Genomic DNA, 20,013 nt, shown 5'->3' with positions numbered 1-20,013 from the left:
CGTCGTCCTCGGCGGCACGAAAACCGAAGCGATGCTTCAGGAAACCGGCTTCGATGAATCCCACGTCTCCCGCTCCGTTGGCCGACGTCTCCTCGGCATTTTCCCTCGCGACCGAAGCTCCCGCTCTGAGGGAGTACTTGGAGCGCGTCGTCGTGCTCGCCTCCCACGTCGTCGATCCGGCGGCGGCCTGCAGTCTGACCATTCACCGCGACGATCAGCCGTTCACCGCGGCCACCAGTGCGGAGTTGGCCGCGCGGGCCGATGAAGTCCAGTACGACGTCGACGAGGGGCCCTGCTTGGAGGCCCTGAGCACGGGCCGGACCATCCACGTCGACGACCTGGCCACCGACCCACGGTGGCCCCGCTACCGCATGCCCGCCCTCGCCCACGGCGTCGCCAGTTCGCTGTCTCTGCCCTTGCGCGCGGACGGCCACACGGTCGCAGCATTGACTCTCTACTCGCCTCAGGCCTGCGCCTTCACCGCACCGGCGCGGCAGCTCGCGGAGGTGTCCGCCGCTCAGTGCACCGCCGCTCTCGCGCTCGCGCTGCGGTACGCCGCACCGTCTCAGGTCCAGGAGCAGCAGAACGCCGCGCTGGCCTCCCGCAGCATCGTCGACCAGGCGCTCGGCATCCTCATGGGTCAGCAGCTGTGCACCGATACGAGAGCGTTCCAACTGCTGAGAGAGGCCGCCCAGCACCGTAACCGCAAACTCAGCGACGTCGCGGCCGACGTCATCTCGCGGGTCACCGGGCAGCGTCCGCAGCAGCCGTCTGCCGCAAGCGCCGTGGTGCGATACGACGGCTGAAACTTCCTCATGACGAGAAACTCGCGCCGAATCCGTTTTTGACGGTCAGACCGGACTAGCGTGGACGTACCGAGGTCACTTCGAGCGTTGACAGCTTCGTCGACGTCGTCCTGGGCGAACCGCAACCGCCGGCCACGGCCGGGGACAGGCCGACGCTGTGACCCCACTTTCGCCTCGCCGTCGGCAAACCCGCGCAACGCTGGCTGCCGTACCGATCGCCGACGACACGGATCGGAGCGCGTCATGACAACGCCGTCCCCACGCGAGCCCGGAACGCCCGACAACGTCGCGCCGCTGCGGCGTCGGTCGGAGCGGATTACTGCCGCCGTCGACCACCGCGGCCGACGGGAGCAGGCGAAAGCTCCGGGTGGCACCGTGCGGGCGCTGACCGCCGCCCTGGCGCCGCACCTGTCCACGACCGATCCGGAATTGCATCGTCTGGCGGCCGCTCTGCTCACCGCGCAACAGGAGTACGCGCTGAGCGCGTCGGACGCACCCGGTGTCCCACGGGACGAGGTGCGTCAGCGGTACTCCGAAGCGGCGCGGAACTACTGCAGCGCGTTGGAACACCGCGGACTCGCGCTGCCGCCCGGCCTGCTGGAGGCCGAGCACTGGCTCGCCGAACAGGTAGCCGACACGGACGTGCGTTGACCAGTGTGACCATGGTGGCGTTCATCCACGTTCCGCCGGAACAGCAGGGCGCCGTCCTGGAGTGACTGCACCGGATCGGAGACTGGCATGGCTGCTGACACCGAACCTGACGACGGCAGGATACGGCTGGTACTCAGTGAGCAACGCGCCGGGGACTGCGTCCTCGACGGGGCGTGGTGGCCACGCACCCGCAATCCGCTGGTCGAATTCCCACTGCTGATGGCGGAAGTGATCGCCGTCATCGGTGAGGTGGAGCGCATGTCGCTCAGCGGATCCGGGTGGCTCACCACTCCGCGGGCGGTGCCGTTCGACCGGCACCGGGTCGACGTCTGCTGGTTCAGCCCCAATGACCCGCACGAGGTCGAAGTTCTGGCGAAGAACGACCTCGTGCTGGATCTTCTGCTGATACCGCCCGCCGCCGCGCCGATCGCTGCTCTGGCAGCGATGGCTGCCGCCAGCCGCGGCACCAGCGCAGCTCGCGGCTCCGTGGTGCTCGCCAATCATGGAGTGCTGCGCGGCGGCGTCGGGTGATCAGCGGACCGCGACGGCACCTACGTGGCCGACGCGGACCGGATGCCGTCGTCGAGGATCGCGGTCGCGTGCGAACCGTTGTCGCCGCGCGCCGCGGTGGCCATGGCGGCCAGCGCGGAGTCTTCGCTGGTGCTCGGAGGAACGACGAGGAGATCGAGCCGGTCTCGGCCGGCGCCGGAGACGCTGATTTCGTGAACGTCGCTCGGGCCGTGCCATCCCAGCCGCACGGCGCGCCCGGACACGGCGATGCGCCGGGGTGTGCTCTGCCAGAGCTCGCCGTTCAACGTGATCCGGTAGACGGTGCCGACCTGCGCGTCCAGCGCCGCGATCAGGGCGGGTAGCTCCGCGAGAGGGTCGGTGCCGTAGGGCCACCACCCGCCGTCGAGCATGCCGCGCCCGGCGAGAGCTGGATCGAGATGGAGTCGTACCGGTGGGGTTTCGGTGCCCATGACATCGGCCTGTCCCCGGTGGATGACCGGTGATTGCAGTTCGCCTAGGGCGACGCCGACGCGAATGCCAACGCTCGAAATGACCTCGGTGACTCAATCGTAGATCGTTCTGACCGGTTGTGCGAAATCCGCGGAGACTATTTGCGGCCGATCGGGGGTAGTCCTTGGTTGCCCAGTCGTGTGGATGCGTCCACGACGGTCGGCCGTCCGGACTCCGCGGCCTGTCCAGCTTTCGTTGCTACGCCCGCCCGGCATCATTCGTTTCCGCGAGTTGAGCTGCCGGTGCGCCGAGGAGCCATTGCATGAGCACTGACACCACCCGGACCCGACCCGCACCGAGCCCCCGTCAACGCCCCCGTCAACGCCTGCGTCAGCCGAAGCCGATCGTGGTGGACGGGGATACGTCTCTGTTTTCGCTGATCACGCTGTGGACGTTCGTGGCGTTGCCGTTTGTTGCGTTGGTCGCCGCGGTGCCGATCGCGTGGGGGTGGGGCCTGACGGCGCTTGATGCTTCGGTGGCGGTGGTGGCGTATGTGGTTACGGGTTTCGGAGTGACTGTGGGTTTCCACCGCTATTTCACCCATGGTTCGTTCAAGGCGCGTCGGTCGGTCCGGGTGGCGTTGGCGGTCGCTGGTTCGCTGGCGGTGGAGGGGTCGGTCATTCAGTGGGTCGCCGACCACCGGCGTCATCACGCGTTCACCGATCGGGAGGGTGATCCGCACTCGCCGTGGCGGTACGGGACCGGTCCTGCGGCGCTGGCCAAAGGCATGGTTTACGCGCACTGCGGATGGTTCTTCGATCGGGGGGCGACGACCAACCGGGAGCGTTTCGCGCCGGATCTGCTCGCTGATCGCGGCTTACGGGTGGTGGACCGGATGTTCGGTCTGCTGATCGTGGTTTCTCTGCTCACTCCTGCGGTGATCGGTGGCGTTGTCACGTGGTCGTGGACGGGTGCCTTGACCGGTCTGTTCTGGGGTGGTCTGGTGCGGATGGCGTTGTTGCATCATGTGACGTGGTCGGTAAATTCGGTGTGTCACGTGGTGGGGAGCCGGCCGTTCGTCAGCAGGGTTTCTGATCGGGCGACGAATTTCTGGCCGCTGGCGGTGGTGTCGTTCGGGGAGAGTTGGCACAACTCTCATCACGCCGACCCGACTGGTGCGCGGCACGGGGTGCTGCGTGGGCAGATCGATCCGTCGGCTCGGCTGATCTGGCTTTTCGAGCGATTCGGCTGGGCGTGGGACGTCCGGTGGCCCGACCCGGTCCGGCTCGCGAACAAACGCAGCGTGGCACGCACCTGATCACGACCTCTGCCCAGCGCGCTCCCGAGGAGGTCGCACGAGTGCCTGAAGTCCCTCGGCGCAGCCCGTGACGGTTCAAGCCGCACTTCTGTTCGTCCTGGCCGGGCTCGCGGTGGTGCTGGTCGTCCGGTGGGTCGCTGACCGTACCGGTCTGCCGGCGGCTGCGCTGCTGACGGTGGCCGGTATCGGCTATGCGTTCCTGCCGGGCCCGAACGTCGCCCTGGATCCCGAGGTCGTGCTGACGTTCGTGCTTCCGCCGCTCCTCTACAGCGCGGCGTTGGACTCCTCGCTGACTGCGATCAGACGCAATCTGCCCACCGTGGTCAGCCTGTCGGTGGCGTTGGTACTCGCCACTGCGTTGACCATCGGCATCGGGTTCGAGTGGTTCGTCGAGGGCGCGACGCTGGCCGTGGGCATCGCGGTGGGTGCCGCCGTCGCACCGCCGGATCCGGTTGCGGCGCTGGGCGTGGCGCGTACGGTCGGGATGCCGGTCAAGTTGGTCACGCTCATCCGCGGCGAGGGACTACTCAACGATGCGACCGCGCTGACCCTGCTCAGCGTCGCGGTGGCTGCTGCGGCCGGCGGCGGTTTCTCGGCACCCGTGGCGGTGGGCCAGTTCGTGCTGGCGGCCGCGGGCGGACTTCTCGTCGGTGTGGTGATCGCTTACGGGATCCGTCTGCTGCGACGGGTCGCCAGGGACCCGCTGACCGCGAATGCGCTCTCGCTGGCCACTCCGTTCGTCGCCTACCTGATCGCGGAGAACGTCCACGTGTCCGGAGTTCTGGCGGTCGTGGTCACCGGCCTCGTCGTCGGCCATGACGCCCCGAGGTTCGCGTCGGGGGAGAGCCGGCTGCAGACCGGCGCTGTCTGGAGGCTCGTGGACTTCCTCCTCGAGGGGTTCGTCTTCCTGCTGATCGGCCAGCAGGTTCCGATCATCCTGGACGGGCTGCGCGACTACCCCATGAGCGTCGTCGCGCCGGCGGTGCTGATCACGGTGGGCGTCGTCCTCCTGCTCCGACCGGTCTGGTTGATCGTGACGCAATCGCTGCCGCGGTCGCTGCACATGCAGTTCGGTGCCGAACCCGTCGTCGATGAGGACGCGACGGTCTCGCGAGGCTCCCGATGGATCGCCGACCGGCTCACCGGTCGGGAGGTCGTGGCGCTGAGCTGGGCCGGCACCCGCGGTGTGATCAGCCTGGCCGCGATCTTCACGCTGCCGACGTCCACGGACTCCGGTGCGCCGTTCCCCGTCCGCGACCTGCTGGTGTTCTGCACGTTGATCGCAGTACTGGTCACCTTGCTCGGGCAGGGACTGACCTTCGGCTTCGTGGTTCGTGCCCTCGGACTCCGTGCCGGTGAAACCGACCAGGCGCGCGTGCGAAACGAGGCTCGCGAGGCTTCCGCTCACGCAGCCCTGGTCAGACTGGACGAGCTCGAGAACGAGGAGCCGGACTCCGATCTCGCCTCGGTCGCTGCGACCCGTGCACGTCTGCGCGCGCGGGTGATTCGGTATCAGGATCGTCTGGATGTGCTCCGCGACGCCCACCCCGACGAAGTTCCGGCGTCCGCGGGGCACGAGTCCGCCCTGCGGGTGCGCCGCGCCACGATCGACGCTCAGCGCGAGGAGTTGCTGCGCTGGCGTGATGCCGGGCGCCTGCCCGACGAGAGCCTACGCGTCCTCGAAAGAGAGCTCGACCACGAGGAACGCGTGACGCCGGACCGCCACGCCCACTGACGAACGACTCACACCGCGCGTGCGGAAACCTGGTCGTCCGCCCCCGGGACCGGCTCGGCGAGGTCGTTGCCCAGAGCGACGATGCGGTTGTCCGCATCGACGTGCACGACCCGGGGCTGGTAGCCCTCCAGCTCGGAGTCGTCGGCGAGCAGGAAGGACATGATGATCACCAGGTCGCCCGGGTGGATCAGGTGCGCCGCGGCGCCGTTGATGCAGATACCGCCACCACCAGCGGGTCCGTTGATGATGTACGTCTCGAGACGGGCGCCGTTGGTGATGTCGACGACCTGCACCTTCTCGCCCTCGGCAAAACCCGCGGCCCGCGCGAGGTCCTCGTCGAGCGTCAGTGAACCCACGTAGTGCAGATCCGCCTGGGTGACAGTGGCGCGGTGAACTTTCCCACCGAGAACTTCGCGAAGCATGTGCAGTTCCTCTACTCGGAAACGTGATCGCGTAGGGACTTCGGGCGAATGTCGGTCCAGTGATCGCCGATCCAGTCGAGTACCTCTTGGCGCGGTCGGCCCTCGGGGCCGCCGTACACGATGCTCCACCCGCCCGGGACCGGCTTGAACGTCGGCCACAGCGAGTGTTGCTCCTCGCGGTTCATCAGCGCGTAGAAGGAGCCGTTGTCGTCATCGAAAGGATTTTTGGTCATGGCTCACGCTCCATAGTGGGCGACGATAGCATCTCGAACTTAGGTAAGCCTAACCATTCATGCGAGTAAGCCTGCGTGTCGTCCGATCACCATGCCCGCAGTCAGGCCGGCGCCGGTCGGGTAGTTGCCGCTGAACAGGCCACCCAGCGCCTCGCCGCACGCGAAGAGCCCGGGGACGGGTGCGGCGGAGGGGTCGAGCACCCGGCCGTCGACGTCACCGCGGAGACCGCCGAAGGTGAAACTGATTCCGCAGGTCACCGGATAGGCGTAGTACGGCGGCGACTCGATCGCCGATGCCCAGTTGCTCTTGACGGGCTCCGCCGACGCGCTGCGGCCGTCCTTGATCGTCGAATCGAGCGGGCGGGCGGTGTCGATCGACGCGTTGAACGTCCGAACCGTCCGCACGAGTCCATCAACGTCGATGCCCGCGGCCGCGGCGAGCTCGTCGACGCTGTCGGCAACGACCGGAAGGATCCCGGGCATCTCGTACTCGTACGCCGTGAGCATCGATCGCGTCGTGGCGTCGAAGATCTGGAACGCCACCGAACCGGGCTGCTCGAGGATCACCTTGCCGTACTTCGCATACGTGTAGTTGCGGAAGTCCGCACCTTCGTCGAGGAACCGTTCGCCTCGGCGATTGACGAGAATCCCGAGGGGATAGCCGTAGCGGCTGAGCCGGTTCGTCAAGGCGCGATTGCTCTCGTTCTCGGGAAAAGAGGCGTCCCACGGAACGCTGTGGCAGGTGGACCAGTCACCTCCGCGATCCGCGCCCAACTCCAGGGCCGCACCGATCAGGTCACCGGTGTTGTACGGCGTGCCACGCACTTTCGCGTGCTGCCACCCGTCCCCCAGGTAGCGCTGGCGCCACTGCGGATTCGCCTCGAAACCGCCACTGGCGATCACCACGGACTCCGCACGTAATTCCTGGTCTCCCACCCGGACGCCGACGACCGATCCGCCGTCGGTCAGCAACCCCGTGACCGCGCAACCGTGGTGCACGTCGACTCCGAGCCGGGACGCGACGCGCAGGTGGTCCGACATCAGCCCGGGTCCACCGTCGACGGTGGACACGTGGGATTCACCCCAGAACAGAAAGGCCCCATCGGGACGCTCGTGAGCTTGCCGCTCGTACATCAGCTGGAAACGCAGTCCCAATCCGTGCAGCCAGCGGACCGTGTCGCGCGAGCCTTCGACGACGGCCTCGGCGAGTTCCGCATCGCCCCGCCCCTCGGTGACCCGCTTCAGGTCGGCCAGAAAGTCTGCCGCCGAGTACGGCGGGACCTCGCTACGCGCGTGACGCTCGTCAGGCTCGAGGATTTCGAGCAGGTCGTCGAGCCCGTCGTGCACGAACCGGAGCGAACCGATGGTGTAGTAGCTGTTTCCGCCGGCATGCGCCCGCGGTGCCTTGTCCAGCAGCACCACGCGTCGCCCACGTTCGGCCGCCGCGTGAGCCGCGCAAAAGCCGGCGTTTCCTCCGCCCACCACCACTACATCCGCACTGCGCATGGGTCAGGCCTTTCCGATTTCGCGTTCCTGGTACTCGCGGGGGGAGACGCCGTGGAAACGGGAGAAAGCGGCGCTGAACGTCGGTGGGTGGCGGTAGCCGATGCGGCGGGCGACGGCGCTGGGCTTCGTGCCGCCGACGAGCAGATCACGCGCGATGCGCATGCGGGCCGCGTAACGCCAACGGGAGAAGGTCATGCCGATCTCGTCGCGGAAGGCTCGCTGGACCTCGGCGGGCACGTCGTGCGCGGCTGATTCGTCGGACGCGCCGATGCGGCGCAGATATTCGATCGCTGCCGCACGCGCGCGGAGACCCATGGGCATCGGCACCGACAGCGCCTGCTGCGCGGCGACCTGCTCGGCGAACAGGTCGACGATGTGGCGCGGGTCGTAGTCGTCCGGGCGCAGGATGGACCGCGCGCTGATGGAGCAGTACATCAGGTAGTCGTCCCAGGCCGGGGAGAACTGCACCTGCATCGGCTCGGTCAGGCGCAGGTCGGTCGGGTCGGCGTCCCCGAGCGGCAGCGAGATCGAATTCTCGTGGATGCCGGTGGTGTGCTCCACGTCGGCGGGTATCCAGGTCGCGACACCCCGTTGTCGTTCGTAGCGGTGATCGCCGATGTCGAGGAATCCGCTGCCGCGGTACATCCAGCTGAGCACGTGGTGGGGATTGGTGTGCGGAGGCGTGCTCGCGCGCAGCAGGTTGGGTGGCGTGACCGGTCGCGCGGTGCTGACGGAGTGCTTCCGGCTGAACTCGTTCGGAGTCAGTCCGAGCCGCTCCTTGAACGCGCGGGTGAATCCGTTGCGGCTGGCGAAGCCGACCCGTGCTGCCACCCGGTCGACGTCGTACCCCGATGCCAGGAAGTCGACGCCCGCGCTCAGCCGGAGCTGCCGCCGCCACTGCTCGAAGGTGAGCCCGCTGCCGGCGAGGAAGTCACGGCGCAGGGTCCGCGGGCTGGAGAGCACCCGTGTCGCCCACTGTTCGACGGTGAGATCGAGCGAAGGGTCGCGAACCAACTCCTCGGCCACCGACCTGGCACCCCGGGCCTTCGGCATCGGCGGCACGAACGAGCGCGAACCGGAGTGATGAAGGAGATCGACGAGTCCGTCGGGGGAGTAGCCCTGACCGGTCAGCGGCGTCACCTGCAGATTGAAGAGCTGGATCAGCCAGTCCTGCCAGCCGTCGGGGACCGCGAGTCGCGTCGGCTCCGACAGCGACCCGGCGCCTGGCCGGGGCCACAGTGGGAAAGCGACGGTGCCGGGCTCGGTCACGATCGCGCGGTGGTCCCACCCGTCTGCGGGAATCCAGGCGCCCTCGCCGGCGGTGAGACGAAACGTCACGGCGTGATCGATGCACACGTGCGCCGTGCCGGTGCGGACCCAGATCAGCAGCGGACGGCGGGGATGTCCCGTCGAGTCCGACCGTGCACCCGGTATCGGCGGCGGGCCGCTCCGGCTGTGGAAAGTCGAGAAGGTGCCCGGCATGTCCTGACTGTACGACGGTTTACGCCTCCTGGAGGTGAGGCTTACCTAACTTCTGAGCGCCGTTTCGCGCTCCTGGTAGTCGCGCGGTGACATTCCGTGGAAACGGGTGAAGGCTGCGCTGAAGGTCGGTAAGTGGGCGTAACCGACGCGGCGGAAGACGGCGCTGGGCTTGGCGCCACCGGCGAGCATGCCCCGAGCGATCCGCATGCGGGCGGCGTAGCACCACCGGGCGAAGCTCATGCCGGTCTGTTCGGAGAACGCCCGGTGGATGTCGGCGGGTACGTCGAACCCCGACCCGCCGGGCGTACCGATACGACGCAGGTAGTCCATGCCGGCTGACCGTGCCCGCGAGTCGGTCGGCATCGGTAGCGAGAGCGCTCGCTGCGCGGCGACCTGATCGGCGAACAGATCGAGGACGTGGCTGGCGTCGTAGTCGTCCGGACGAACGGGGGTGCGGGCGCTGATGGAGCAGAACATCAGGTAGTCGTCCCAGGCGGGCGAGAACTGGACCTGCAGCGGCTCGGTCAGTTGGAGATCGCCGGTGCCGGCGTTGCCGAGCGGCAGGGAGATCGAGTTCTCGCGGACGCCCATCGTGTGCTCCGAGCCCGCGGGGATCCAGGTCGCGACGCCCCGCTCCTGTTCGTAACGCTGATCGCCGATGTCCAGGTATCCGCTGCCGCGGTACGTCCAGACGAGCACGTGGACGTTGTTCGTGTGCGACGGCGTGCGTGCCTCGGGCAGCATGTCCGGCGCAGCGGGGGTGTCCTCCGCGCGCATCATGCGCATCAGGTTCTCGGCCTGCGTCGGCCCGCTCGCGACGGGCCGGGCCGAGACGGCCCGGCTGAACTCGTAGGGGGTCAGCCCGACCTGCTGCTTGAACGCGCGGGTGAACCCGTTGTGAGTAGCGAAACCCACTCGTGTCGCCACGTGATCCACGCCGTAGCCGGCCGCGATGTACTCGACCGCCGCGCTCAACCGGCAGCGCAGCCGCCACTGCTCGAAGGTCAGCCCGGTGTCACTGCGGAAGTCGCGGAGCAGGGTGCGCGGGCTGGACAGCACCCGGGTTGCCCACTCGGCGACGGTGAGGTCGAGCGCGGGATTGCGGAGCAGTTCGTCGGCGACTTCCCGGGCCCCGCCGGCTCGCGGCATCGCCGGCGGATCGACTGCGGGCGTCCGGGTCGGCGGTCGCCGACCGGAGCCGCGGAGAAGATCGACGAGCGCGTCCTGCGAGTATCCGTGGCCGGTCAGCGGCGTGACTCCGAAGTTGAAGGCCTGGATCAGCCAGTCCTGCCAGCCGTCGGGAATTCCGAACCGCCTCGGCTCGGGCATGCTCTCGACGGTGATGCTCGGATGCGTCAACAACGGGAAGGCGACAGTGCCCGGCTCGGTGACGACCGTCCACTGGTTGCCCCGGTCTGCCGGAATCCAGACGCCCTCGCCGGCGGCGAGCCGGAACTCTGGATTGCCCTCCATCCGGACGCAGGCCGAACCGGTGCGGACCCAGAGCAGGAGATGCTCGGGCTGATCCCACAAGCCGCTCGCCTGTACGCGGGGAATGTGCGGCGGTCGATCCACTGCCATCCAGTCCTAACTATATGGCGATCTACGCACACCATGCGAAGTAAGGATTGCCTAACGTTACACCCGTGCCCAAGACCTCACGCCGGATCACCGTGCACCCGCTGACCTTGCGAGAGGTCGAAGTCGTGCGTGTGCACGACCTGACGCCGGGGATGCGGCGGATCACGTTGGCCGGGGAGCAACTCCGCGCGTTCACCTCGGCGAACGGCTTCGCTCAGCCGCCCTTCGAGTCGACGGGCTTCGACGACGACATCCGTCTGGTGTTCTCCTATCCCGGCCAGGACCAGCCGGTGCTGCCGGTGCAGAAGGAGAAGGGCCTGGACCTGCCGAGGGATCCCCGGCCGTTGACGAGGCTCTACACCGTGCGTCGCTGGGAGCCCACGACCGGTGAGCTCGACGTCGACTTCGTCAAGCACGGCATCGGCGTCGGCACCACCTGGGCCTACCGTGCCCAGGTCGGCGATCGCATCCACTTCTTCGGTCCGAGCTCGTCGCGGGCGCTCCCGCAGGACGCGGACTGGCTGCTGGCCGTCGGAGACGACACGACGGTTCCGGCGATCGCCCGCCTGCTCGAGGAGCTGCCCGAGGACGCGAGGGCGCAGGTGTTCCTCGAGGTCGCCGAGGAAGAACACCGTGAGACGTTACGGGAGTTGCCCGGCGTCGAGGTGACCTGGCTCGTGCGCGACGGCGCCGAGGCCGGCACCACCACCCAGCTGGTGGATGCGGTTCGGAACTGCAGCTGGTGGGACGGCAAGCCGTTCGCGTGGCTCGCCGGAGAACAGGCGACGGTGCGGAACCTCCGGCGTCACCTGGTCGAGGACCGGGGAGTGCCCAAGGAGGACGTCGACTTCAGCGGGTACTGGCGTCGCGGCGAGGTCGTCGCGCTGGCGACCGACGGAGCGGTGCCCGACCCCGCGAAGTCGAAGACCCCGATGGAGAAGATCCACGATCTGACCGAGCTGATTCCACCGGTGGCGATCCGCACCGCCGTCGAGCTGGGCGTTCCCGAGCTGATCTCCCGCGGCGTGACCGCCGTGAAGGACCTGGCCATCAAGGCGGACGCCGACGAACGGGCGCTGGGCAAGTTGCTGCGCTACCTGCACACCCTGGACATCCTGACCGAGACCGAACCGGGCCACTACGACCTGACGTCGGTGGGGGAGGTCCTGACCGTCGACTTCATGATCGGCTTCCTGCACCCCGCCGGAGTGGCGGGGCGCGAGATGCTCGGCATTTACGGGCTCACCGAGTCGATCCGCACCGGCCGGCAGTCGTACAGCTCGGTCACCGGGCAGACCTATGCCGAGGTACGGGCCGAACAGGACTACGAGGACCGCTACCTGGAACGACTGGCGAGGTTCCAGGCCGGGCTGGCCGAGCCGATCGCCACGTCCGACATCCTCAAGGGCGTCCGGCACCTCGTGCTCCACTCCGGCGGCGCGGGCGCCCAGGCCCGCGAGTTCGTCGCCGCCCACGAGAACCTGCGGGTGACGATCTGCGCGTTACCCGCGCAGGCGGACTGGCTGCGCCGCGACCTGCTCGACAGCATCCCCGACGAGCAGCAGCGTGCGCGCGTCAGCGTGGTCGAGCAGTCCGTCTTCGAGCCCAGCCCGCCGGCCGACGCCGTGTTCGTCATCCGCGCCTTCAAGACCTTGGCCGACGCCGACGCCGCGCATGCCCTGCGGCGAGCAACCGAGAACCTCCTCCCCGGCGGCCGGGTACTGCTGGTCGAAGACCTCTTCGACACCGACGACCTCGACGAGCACGACGGCGAAGCCGACCTGCTCGCCCTCACCGTGCACGGCTCGGGTCTGCGCACCGCAGCCGAGCTCGACGCCGTCATTTCCCGCGCGGGCCTCGAACGGAGCGCCACGCACACCGTCGGGTGGGGAACCACCGTCCACGAGCTTGTTCAGCTCCACAACGAAGAGAAAAAGTGACAATGACTCTCCTGAGACTGCGCGGCGCAGCCCTCGCCGCCGCACTCCTGAGCGCAGCGCTCGTCCTCACCGCCTGCGGCGGCGACAGCGGCAACAGCGACGACACCGGCGACGCCGCCGCCGAGACCCGCAGCATCAAGGCCGGCAACGGCACGATCGAGGTCCCCGCCGACCCCAAGCGGGTAGCCACGATCGGCAACACGACGCTGCCGTTCATCGACATCGGCGGGAAACCGGTCGGCGTCACGGCGGAGTCGGACTCCGACGTGAAGCAACTGCCCGCGGACCAGCAGGCGACGTACAAGTCGGCGACGATTCTCGCGCCCAGCGCCGACCAGGTCGACATGGAGAAGCTCGCCAGCCTCACGCCCGACCTCATCCTGGTCCAAATCCCCGATGAGGAGTTCAAGGGGATCGAGAAGCAGCTGACGGCGATCGCCCCGACCGTTTTCTTCGGGCTTGACACCGAGTGGAAGGGCCTCGCCGACGGACTCGCGGAGGCCGGCAACCAGACGGACAAGTTCGGCAAGCAGAAGGCGGAGTTCGAGGGCAAAGTCGCGAAGATCAAGAAGACCTACGGCGCGATCATCGCCAAGTCCTCGTTCGTCGACGTCATTCGCTGGGATTCGTCCGACCCCGGCACGTTCGCCATCGCGGACATCGGCTGCTCCGAGATCGCCCGGGACGACGTGGGCATGAACTTCCCCGAGTCACCCGAGGGCAAGGATCCCCTGGCCTGGACGGCCTTGCCGTTCGAGCAAATCAGCAGCCTGTCCAAGTACGACGTGGTCACCTACCCGGTCGACGACAAGGGCCAGCCGACCGAGCCCTTCGCGCCGGTGGTCGCGACCAGTACCTGGAAGGCGCTGCCTGCGGTGAAGTCCGGTCGCGCACTCGGAATCTTCTGCCCCGGCAACAACTCGTACGGATCCGTCGACCGGTACCTGGACTCGCTCGACAGCGCGCTGGCGACACTCCCCGCCACGTAGTGACAACCCTCGCCCTGCGGCAGGACGGTCCGGGCACCACGGCGGTGCCCGGACCGCGTCGCCGCCTGCTCGGCCTGGTCGTCGCGCTGGTAGTGCTGGCGGTCCTGCTGGTGCTGAGCATCATGATCGGGTCGACGTCGATCCCGCCGTCAGCGGTGTGGGACGGGCTGGTCCACTCATCGGCCGGCATCGACCAGCTCGCGATCCGCGACTACCGGCTGCCGCGCACGATCGTGGGTCTGGTCGTCGGCGCCGCACTCGGCCTGGCGGGCTCGTTGATCCAGGCGCTCACCCGTAACCCCCTGGCCGATCCGGGCATCTTCGGCGTTCATGCCGGTGCATCCTTCGCGGTGACGGTCGCCGTGGGGCTGCTCGGCATCCGCGAAGTCGAGGGCTACATGTGGTTCGCGTTCGCGGGGGCGCTGGTCGTCACCCTGATCGTGTTCGCACTCTCCTCGACGCGGCAGGGCTCCTCGGCCGTGGTCATGGTGCTCGTCGGGCTCTGCGTCAGCGCGGTGCTCGGAGGCGCCCGGGACGGGCTCCAGCTGACCAACCCCGACGCCTTCGACACGTTGCGGTCGTGGAACGCCGGTTCGATCAGTGGCCGCCCGCTGGAGGTGGTGTGGCCGATCCTGCCGTTCCTCGCGTTGGCTCTCGTGCTGGCCTTCGTCGTGGCCGGCCCGCTCAACGCAATGGCCCTGGGTGACGAACTGGCGGTTTCCCAGGGCGTCAGTGTGGCACGCACCCGCGTCCTCGCGATCCTGGCGCTCACCCTGCTCGCCGGGGGCGCGACGGCCATCGCCGGGCCGATCATCTTCGTCGGTCTCATGGTTCCGCACGTGGCCAGGTGGATCGTCGGCCCGCGCCAGAGGTGGATCTTCGGCTACAGCATCCTTCTCGGCCCGATCCTGCTGCTGGTCTCCGACATCCTCGGGCGGGTCGTGATGCGGCCCGGTGAGATCTCCGTGGGTGTCGTCACCGCCTTCGTCGGCGCGCCCGTTCTCGTCGCGCTGGTGCGGCGCAAGAAGGCGAGCGGGATATGAGCGTGGGAGTTCCGTCGCGTACTCGTCCGACGGGCGGGACCGTGGACTTCGGACGGCGGGTGCTGACGTTGCGGCGCCGGAGAGTCGCGGTGCGGCTCGAGTGGCGCTCGGTCGTCGTCTGCACCGTGCTCGCGGTCGTGGCCGCTTGCCTGGCGGTGCTCGCACTGATGAGCGGCTCCTACTCGCTCGGCCCCGGGCAGGTGATCTCCGCGCTGACCGGCGGGGAGACCGGGCTGGTGCACGACATCGTGGTCGAGTGGCGGCTGCCGCGGGTGGCCGCGGCGCTGATGTTCGGCGCCGCGCTGGGGGTCAGCGGGGCGATTTTCCAGTCGCTGTTGCGCAACCCGCTCGCGGACCCCAGCGTCATCGGGTTCACCCAGGGCTCCTACACCGGAGCGCTGATCGTGATTCTCGTCGTCGACGGCACCTACGTGGAATTGGCCGGCGGGGCGTTACTCGGCGGGATGGCTACTGCCGTCGCCGTGTACGCGCTCGCCTACCGACGAGGGGTGCAGGGGTTCCGCCTGATCGTCGTCGGCATCGGCGTGTCGGCGATGCTGGAGTCGCTGAACACGTGGCTGATCCTCAAAGCCGACCTGGACAAGGCCCTGTCGGCGGCGGCGTGGAGCTCCGGGTCGCTCAACGGCGTGTCCTGGAATCAAGTGGTCACCGGCGGCGTCGGAATTCTCGTGCTCCTGCTGCTGGCGGGGGCGTTGAGCCGGTCGATGCGGCAGATGGAGCTGGGTGACGATGCCGCCGCATCCCTGGGGGTGCGCGTCACGGCGGCGCGCCTCGGCCTGGTCGTCGTGGGCGTGGCGTTGACGGCGACGGTCACCGCGGCGTCGGGGCCGATCACGTTCGTTTCCCTGGTCGCACCGCAGATCGCCCGTCGGCTCACCCGTACCGCGGGAATCACTCTCGCGCCGTCCGCCTTCGTCGGCGCGCTGCTGTGCCTGGCGGCGGACTACGTCGCCCAGCACGTCGCGCCGACCCCGCTGCCGGTCGGGATCATCACCGTCATTCTCGGCGGCGGCTACCTCGGCTGGCTGCTCCTCACCGAAGCCAGGAAGCGCCTGTGAACACTCGTACCAGCGCCGTCACCGGTCTCGAAGCAGCCGAAGACACGCCCGTGGCCACCGGCTCACGGCTCCAGGTGGAGTCGGCGACGATCGGCTACGACAAGCGCGTCATCTCCCGCGAGCTGTCGGTGGCGATCCCCGACGAGTCGTTCACGGTCATCGTCGGTCCGAACGCGTGCGGTAAGTCCACCCTGCTGCGCGGCCTGTCGCGGCTGTTGAAACCGTCCGCCGGGCGGGTCGTCCTCGACGGCGCCGACATTACCTCCTTCAAGACGAAGGAGGTGGCGCGGCGGGTCGGGCTGCTGCCGCAAGCCTCGATCGCCCCCGACGGCATCACCGTGGCCGACCTGGTCGCTCGGGGCCGGTATCCGCATCAAGGCTTTCTGCGGCAGTGGACCGAGGACGACGAGGAGGCCGTGTCGATGGCGATGGACGCCGCCGCTGTCACCGAGCTCTCGGGCCGTCTCGTCGACGAGCTCTCCGGCGGACAGCGGCAGCGGGTGTGGGTGGCGATGGCGCTCGCGCAGCGCACCGACATCCTGCTACTCGACGAGCCCACGACCTTCCTCGACATCACCCACCAGATCGAGCTGCTGGAGCTGTTCACCGATCTGAACCAGGTCGGCCACACGCTGGTCGCCGTACTGCACGACCTCAACCAGGCCGCGCGCTTCGGCACCCACCTGATCGCCATGAAGGACGGCCGGGTCGTCGCCGAAGGCGCCCCCGCACACATCGTCACGGCCGAGCTCGTCGAGGAGGTTTTCGGGTTGCGCTGCCTCGTCGTCCCCGATCCCGTGACCGGCACACCGCACGTGGTGCCGCTGGGCCGGGAGCGCACGGCATGAACGCCGATCCGGCAGGACTGGGACGAGGGCCACTGACGCGGTGGCTGCCGGTGCTGGGGCAGGCGTCGGCCGAACCTCCCGACGTCCGGCCGTTCGAGGTCAGGGACGGCGACCGTCCCGGCCGGTTCGTGGCCCGCGTCATCTTCTCGCTCCCTCGGATCACCGTCCCCGCCACGCTGCTGGCGATCGTGTGGCAGGTCGGCGAGGCGGCAGTGCCGGTGGTGATGGGCCTCGCGATCGATCGGGCCCTCGCGACCGGGGACGCGGGCGCGCTGGGGCGGTGGCTCGGCGTGCTTGTCGCGCTGTACGTCGCGTTGACGGCAGCGGCCGGAGGCTCGCTGCGGCTGGCCGCCTACGCGGTGCAGCTGCTGCAGCAACGGCTCCTCGGCACCCTGTCGACCGGCGTACTGCATCCGGCCGGCGGAACCGTCCGTGCGCCGGACGGCAGCGTGGTCTCGGTGATGACGAACGACGTCGCGCGCCTGTCCAACGCCGTGATGCTGGTGATCATCCCGATCTCGAGGATCACGGCCATCGGATTCATCGCGGTCTCGCTACTGGCGACGCACTGGCTGCTCGGAATCGTGGTGCTGCTCGGAGCGCCGATCGCGGTCTGGTTGATGGGCGTGCTCAGCGAGCGGCTTTCCCGGGACACCGGTGAGTACCAGGCGCTGCTGGCCTCCACGGTCGGGCAGGCGACCGATCTGGTCTCCGGCTACCGGGTGCTCAAGGGTGTGGGCGCCGAAGCCGAAGCCACCCGCCGGTACCGGCGAGCCAGCCGGGAGGCCCTGGTCGGCGCGCAGCGCAACGCGAGCCTGCTCGGGCGGTTCCTCGTGGGCTCGGGCGTCGTCAACGGCGTGTTCATCGTCGCGGTGGCCGGACTGGCGGGCTGGTTCGCCGTGGACGGGCGGCTGAGCGTCGGCGGGTTGATCGCCGCGGTCGGCCTCTCCCAGGCCTTGCTGCCGCAGATGCAGCAGATCGCGAGCCTCTCCATTCCCAACCTCGCCTATGCCCGCGCGTCCTCCAGACGCCTCCTCGAGGTACTACCCCACGGCTCGGCCTCTGGCCCGGCCAGCGGCAGCCCGTCACCGTCGGCGCCGTGCACGCTGGAGGTGGTCGGTGACGGCGTGGACGTCCAGGTCGAGCCCGGTGAGCTCGTCGGAGTGCGGGCAGACGACCCGACCGCCGCACGCATCGTCGAGGCACTGCTGGGCCCGACGCCCGACAACGGCATCCAGGTGCGCCTCGACGGGCTCCCGGCACACGCGGTGAGCCCGGCCGAGTACCACTCCCGGGTCACCGTCGCACCGCACCGGGTGACCCTGTTCACCGGCTCGATCCGCGACAACGTCCTCACTCCGGCCGCGACCCCGGTGAGGGGGGAAGCCGCGGTGCGCGCGGCGGCCTGTGACGACTTCGCCGCCGATCTCGACGACCCGGTCGGCGAGGACGGCAACCGGCTCTCCGGCGGCCAGCGGCAGCGCGTCGCCCTCGCGCGGGCTCTGGCAACTGATGCGCCGGTGCTGGTGCTGCACGAGCCGACCACCGCAGTCGACTCGGTGACCGAGCAGACGATTGCGGGGCGGCTGCGCACCTTCCGCGCCGGCCGCTCGACGCTGCTGATCGCTTCCTCCCCGGCGCTGCTGGCGGCGTGCGACCGGATCGTCGATCTGTTACCGGACCGGATGGTGGCCCCATGACGCTCCCCGTCGCGACCGGCCGGGAAACCGCGCGAGAGATGTGGCGGGCCAGCCGTGGGCATCGGCTCCGGCTCGTCGCCGTCGGGGTGGTGGGAATTGTCGGCACGGCCGTCGACCTGATCGTGCCCGTCGCGATCGGATACCTCGTCGACCGGGTGCAGGCGGGAACCGCCGATCTCGGCACCGTGCTGACGCTCACCGCGGCCATGATGCTCTCGGCGGTCCTCGCGGCCGCCGGCAGCGCGGTGACGATCGTCCTGGCGACGCGTGTCCTCAACAGCATCCTGGCCGCGCTGCGGGAGCGGCTGGTGGAACGTGGCCTGACGCTGGCACAGCACGACGTCGAGCGCGCCGGCACCGGGGACCTGATCTCCCGGTCCAGCGACGACGTGACCGCCGTGGCGGATGCCGCCCCGGCGGTCATCCCGGCCCTCACGGTCGCCGCATTCACGATCGTCGTGTCGCTGGGCGGGCTCGCGGCACTCGAATGGCCCTACGCCGCCGCGTTCGTCGTCGTGCTGCCCGTCTACGTACTCGCCATGGGCTGGTATCTGCGCACCGGGCCGACGGTGTACCGCGCCGAGCGCGCGGCGATGAGTACCCGCGCGCAGCAGATCGTCGAGTCCCAGCGCGGTTACACCACCGTGCTCGGCTTCGGACTCGCGGAGCAGCGGCACGACGCCGTGATGAAGGGCTCCTGGGGCGTCACGGTGCAGGCGCTGCGGGCCCGCACGGTGCAGAGCATGTTCAACACCCGCTTGAACTTCGGCGAATGCCTGGCGCTGGCCGCCGTGCTGGTCGTCGGCTTCGTTCTCATCGATCGCGGGGCCTCCACCGTCGGTGGAGCCACCACCGCCATGCTGCTCGTCCTGCGCCTGCTCGGGCCGGTCAACCAGGTCATGTTCGTCATCGACGACCTCCAGGCCGCCCTCGCCTCGCTGAGCCGCATGATCGGCGTCGCCATCGTGCCGGCCACCGCTCCGGACACACCGGATGGACCGACGGACGCCGCAGTACGGATCCGCGACGTCGCGTTCCGCTACGGCGACGGCCCCCTCGTGCTCGACGAGATCACCCTCGACATTCCCGCCGGTCAGCACGTCGCCGTTGTCGGTGCGTCGGGGGCCGGCAAGACCACGCTCGCCGCCGTGATCGCCGGCATCCACCCGCCGGCGAGGGGAACGGTGGGCCGCCCCGAACGCACCGCTGTCATCACCCAGGAGGTGCACGTATTCGCCGGGACGCTACGCGACAACCTCACCCTCGCCGCGCCCGCGGCCACCGACCGAGACCTCCACACGGCACTCGACGCCACCGGCGGCACCGCGGTCCTCGACCTGGTGCCCGACGGATTGGACACCCTCGTCGGCTCCGGCGGGCATCCACTCACCGACGGCCAGGCCCAACAGCTCGCGCTCGCCCGCCTGCTGCTCGCCACCCCGGACTTGGCGATTCTCGACGAAGCGACCGCCGAAGCCGGCTCCACCCACGCCGGTCTCCTCGACCGCGCAGCCGATGCCGCGCTGGCGGGCCGGACCGGACTGGTGATCGCTCACCGACTTTCTCAAGCCGCCGCCTGCGACCGGGTCGTGGTGATGGAGCACGGCCGGATCATCGAGGCGGGCACCCACGGGGAGCTCGTCGCGGCGCAGGGCGCCTATGCACGCCTGTGGGAGGCGTGGGACTCCGGTCGGCGTGCCTAATGAGCGGTTTCCGCTCG

The 20,013-nt window shown here is 69.1% G+C and carries 18 protein-coding genes; 12 read left to right on the top strand and 6 right to left on the bottom strand.

All coding sequences use genetic code 11. The features are described from left to right. Positions 1–53: 53 nt before the first annotated feature. The 3 genes from ACGFY5_RS14995 (at position 54) to ACGFY5_RS14985 (ending at position 1,988) form a co-directional block, all read left to right on the top strand. The gene (locus ACGFY5_RS14995; RefSeq protein WP_392720184.1) at positions 54–806 is read left to right on the top strand and encodes a GAF and ANTAR domain-containing protein; all 753 of its coding nucleotides are present in this window, start codon (positions 54–56) and stop codon (positions 804–806) included. A gap of 243 nt (positions 807–1,049) precedes the next feature. Then, positions 1,050–1,457 carry a hypothetical protein gene (locus ACGFY5_RS14990; protein WP_392720183.1) on the top strand — a complete coding sequence of 136 codons (408 nt, stop codon included), beginning with the start codon at positions 1,050–1,052 and terminating at the stop codon, positions 1,455–1,457. An 87-nt stretch (positions 1,458–1,544) separates the two neighbouring features. Further along, on the top strand, positions 1,545–1,988 hold the full coding sequence (locus tag ACGFY5_RS14985) for a DUF5994 family protein (protein ID WP_392720182.1): 444 nt from the start codon (positions 1,545–1,547) through the stop codon (positions 1,986–1,988). Positions 1,989–2,008: 20 nt separating this feature from the next. Here the strand turns inward: ACGFY5_RS14985 and ACGFY5_RS14980 are convergent, their stop codons facing one another. Continuing rightward, entirely contained in the window at positions 2,009–2,437 is a 429-nt protein-coding gene (locus ACGFY5_RS14980) for a DUF5994 family protein (protein ID WP_392720181.1), read from the bottom strand. 302 nt (positions 2,438–2,739) lie between these two features. Here ACGFY5_RS14980 and ACGFY5_RS14975 point away from each other — a divergent pair, with 302 nt between their 5' ends. Beyond that, positions 2,740–3,735: an acyl-CoA desaturase gene (locus ACGFY5_RS14975; RefSeq protein ID WP_392720180.1), complete on the top strand. Its 996-nt coding sequence runs from the start codon at positions 2,740–2,742 to the stop codon at positions 3,733–3,735. 67 nt (positions 3,736–3,802) lie between these two features. Continuing rightward, positions 3,803–5,470 (top strand): Na+/H+ antiporter, encoded by a 1,668-nt coding sequence (locus ACGFY5_RS14970; RefSeq protein WP_392720178.1) that lies wholly within the window; start codon positions 3,803–3,805, stop codon positions 5,468–5,470. 8 nt (positions 5,471–5,478) lie between these two features. Here the strand turns inward: ACGFY5_RS14970 and panD are convergent, their stop codons facing one another. Genes panD through ACGFY5_RS14945 form a run of 5 tightly spaced genes read right to left on the bottom strand, consistent with a single transcriptional unit; the run spans position 5,479 to position 10,694 of the window. Continuing rightward, positions 5,479–5,892, bottom strand: a complete 414-nt coding sequence (panD, locus tag ACGFY5_RS14965) for an aspartate 1-decarboxylase (protein WP_392720176.1) — start codon at positions 5,890–5,892, stop codon at positions 5,479–5,481. Positions 5,893–5,903: 11 nt separating this feature from the next. Then, complete coding sequence (locus ACGFY5_RS14960) at positions 5,904–6,125, bottom strand: MbtH family protein (RefSeq protein WP_392720175.1); 222 nt, start codon at positions 6,123–6,125, stop codon at positions 5,904–5,906. 57 nt (positions 6,126–6,182) lie between these two features. Continuing rightward, a complete protein-coding gene (gene tcuA, locus ACGFY5_RS14955) occupies positions 6,183–7,631 on the bottom strand; it encodes an FAD-dependent tricarballylate dehydrogenase TcuA (RefSeq protein ID WP_392720174.1) in 1,449 nt (482 codons plus the stop codon). A 3-nt stretch (positions 7,632–7,634) separates the two neighbouring features. After that, a complete protein-coding gene (locus ACGFY5_RS14950; RefSeq protein WP_392720173.1) occupies positions 7,635–9,113 on the bottom strand; it encodes a helix-turn-helix domain-containing protein in 1,479 nt (492 codons plus the stop codon). 45 nt (positions 9,114–9,158) lie between these two features. Continuing rightward, entirely contained in the window at positions 9,159–10,694 is a 1,536-nt protein-coding gene (locus ACGFY5_RS14945) for a helix-turn-helix domain-containing protein (protein ID WP_392720172.1), read from the bottom strand. 65 nt (positions 10,695–10,759) lie between these two features. On the opposite strand from ACGFY5_RS14945, the gene ACGFY5_RS14940 reads away from it, so the two are divergent. The 7 genes from ACGFY5_RS14940 to ACGFY5_RS14910 are packed head-to-tail and all read left to right on the top strand — an operon-like array spanning position 10,760 to position 19,996. After that, complete coding sequence (locus tag ACGFY5_RS14940; RefSeq protein WP_392720171.1) at positions 10,760–12,634, top strand: SIP domain-containing protein; 1,875 nt, start codon at positions 10,760–10,762, stop codon at positions 12,632–12,634. Positions 12,635–12,636: 2 nt separating this feature from the next. After that, on the top strand, positions 12,637–13,623 hold the full coding sequence (locus tag ACGFY5_RS14935) for an ABC transporter substrate-binding protein (RefSeq protein ID WP_392720170.1): 987 nt from the start codon (positions 12,637–12,639) through the stop codon (positions 13,621–13,623). Further along, entirely contained in the window at positions 13,623–14,666 is a 1,044-nt protein-coding gene (locus ACGFY5_RS14930) for a FecCD family ABC transporter permease (protein WP_392720169.1), read from the top strand. The genes ACGFY5_RS14935 and ACGFY5_RS14930 overlap by 1 nt, the downstream gene beginning before the upstream one ends. Beyond that, positions 14,663–15,745, top strand: a complete 1,083-nt coding sequence (locus ACGFY5_RS14925; protein WP_392720168.1) for a FecCD family ABC transporter permease — start codon at positions 14,663–14,665, stop codon at positions 15,743–15,745. Before ACGFY5_RS14930 ends, ACGFY5_RS14925 begins: the two co-directional genes overlap by 4 nt. A 50-nt stretch (positions 15,746–15,795) precedes the next feature. Then, positions 15,796–16,593, top strand: a complete 798-nt coding sequence (locus tag ACGFY5_RS14920) for an ABC transporter ATP-binding protein (protein ID WP_392720515.1) — start codon at positions 15,796–15,798, stop codon at positions 16,591–16,593. Continuing rightward, positions 16,590–18,293, top strand: coding sequence for an ABC transporter transmembrane domain-containing protein (locus ACGFY5_RS14915; protein WP_392720167.1), 1,704 nt, complete (start codon positions 16,590–16,592; stop codon positions 18,291–18,293). Before ACGFY5_RS14920 ends, ACGFY5_RS14915 begins: the two co-directional genes overlap by 4 nt. Continuing rightward, a complete protein-coding gene (locus ACGFY5_RS14910) occupies positions 18,290–19,996 on the top strand; it encodes an ABC transporter ATP-binding protein (RefSeq protein WP_392720166.1) in 1,707 nt (568 codons plus the stop codon). The genes ACGFY5_RS14915 and ACGFY5_RS14910 overlap by 4 nt, the downstream gene beginning before the upstream one ends. The last annotated feature ends 17 nt before the right edge of the window (positions 19,997–20,013 follow it).

It is taken from the genome of Cryptosporangium sp. NPDC048952 (assembly GCF_043197895.1).
Lineage (GTDB): Bacteria > Actinomycetota > Actinomycetes > Mycobacteriales > Cryptosporangiaceae > Cryptosporangium.
The sequence above is the reverse complement of the archived record's forward strand: the minus strand, read 5'-3'. Positions and strand labels throughout refer to the sequence as shown.

What these genes read in the sequence shown, in the direction of transcription:
- ACGFY5_RS14995 (WP_392720184.1), top strand. Translation starts at nt 54, where the DNA reads ATGAATCCCACGTCTCCCGCTCCGTTGGCCGACGTCTCCTCGGCATTT.
- ACGFY5_RS14990 (WP_392720183.1), top strand. Translation starts at nt 1,050, where the DNA reads ATGACAACGCCGTCCCCACGCGAGCCCGGAACGCCCGACAACGTCGCG.
- ACGFY5_RS14985 (WP_392720182.1), top strand. Translation starts at nt 1,545, where the DNA reads ATGGCTGCTGACACCGAACCTGACGACGGCAGGATACGGCTGGTACTC.
- ACGFY5_RS14980 (WP_392720181.1), bottom strand. Translation starts at nt 2,437, where the DNA reads ATGGGCACCGAAACCCCACCGGTACGACTCCATCTCGATCCAGCTCTC.
- ACGFY5_RS14975 (WP_392720180.1), top strand. Translation starts at nt 2,740, where the DNA reads ATGAGCACTGACACCACCCGGACCCGACCCGCACCGAGCCCCCGTCAA.
- panD (WP_392720176.1), bottom strand. Translation starts at nt 5,892, where the DNA reads ATGCTTCGCGAAGTTCTCGGTGGGAAAGTTCACCGCGCCACTGTCACC.
- ACGFY5_RS14960 (WP_392720175.1), bottom strand. Translation starts at nt 6,125, where the DNA reads ATGACCAAAAATCCTTTCGATGACGACAACGGCTCCTTCTACGCGCTG.
- tcuA (WP_392720174.1), bottom strand. Translation starts at nt 7,631, where the DNA reads ATGCGCAGTGCGGATGTAGTGGTGGTGGGCGGAGGAAACGCCGGCTTT.
- ACGFY5_RS14950 (WP_392720173.1), bottom strand. Translation starts at nt 9,113, where the DNA reads ATGCCGGGCACCTTCTCGACTTTCCACAGCCGGAGCGGCCCGCCGCCG.
- ACGFY5_RS14945 (WP_392720172.1), bottom strand. Translation starts at nt 10,694, where the DNA reads ATGGCAGTGGATCGACCGCCGCACATTCCCCGCGTACAGGCGAGCGGC.
- ACGFY5_RS14935 (WP_392720170.1), top strand. Translation starts at nt 12,637, where the DNA reads ATGACTCTCCTGAGACTGCGCGGCGCAGCCCTCGCCGCCGCACTCCTG.
- ACGFY5_RS14925 (WP_392720168.1), top strand. Translation starts at nt 14,663, where the DNA reads ATGAGCGTGGGAGTTCCGTCGCGTACTCGTCCGACGGGCGGGACCGTG.
- ACGFY5_RS14915 (WP_392720167.1), top strand. Translation starts at nt 16,590, where the DNA reads ATGAACGCCGATCCGGCAGGACTGGGACGAGGGCCACTGACGCGGTGG.
- ACGFY5_RS14910 (WP_392720166.1), top strand. Translation starts at nt 18,290, where the DNA reads ATGACGCTCCCCGTCGCGACCGGCCGGGAAACCGCGCGAGAGATGTGG.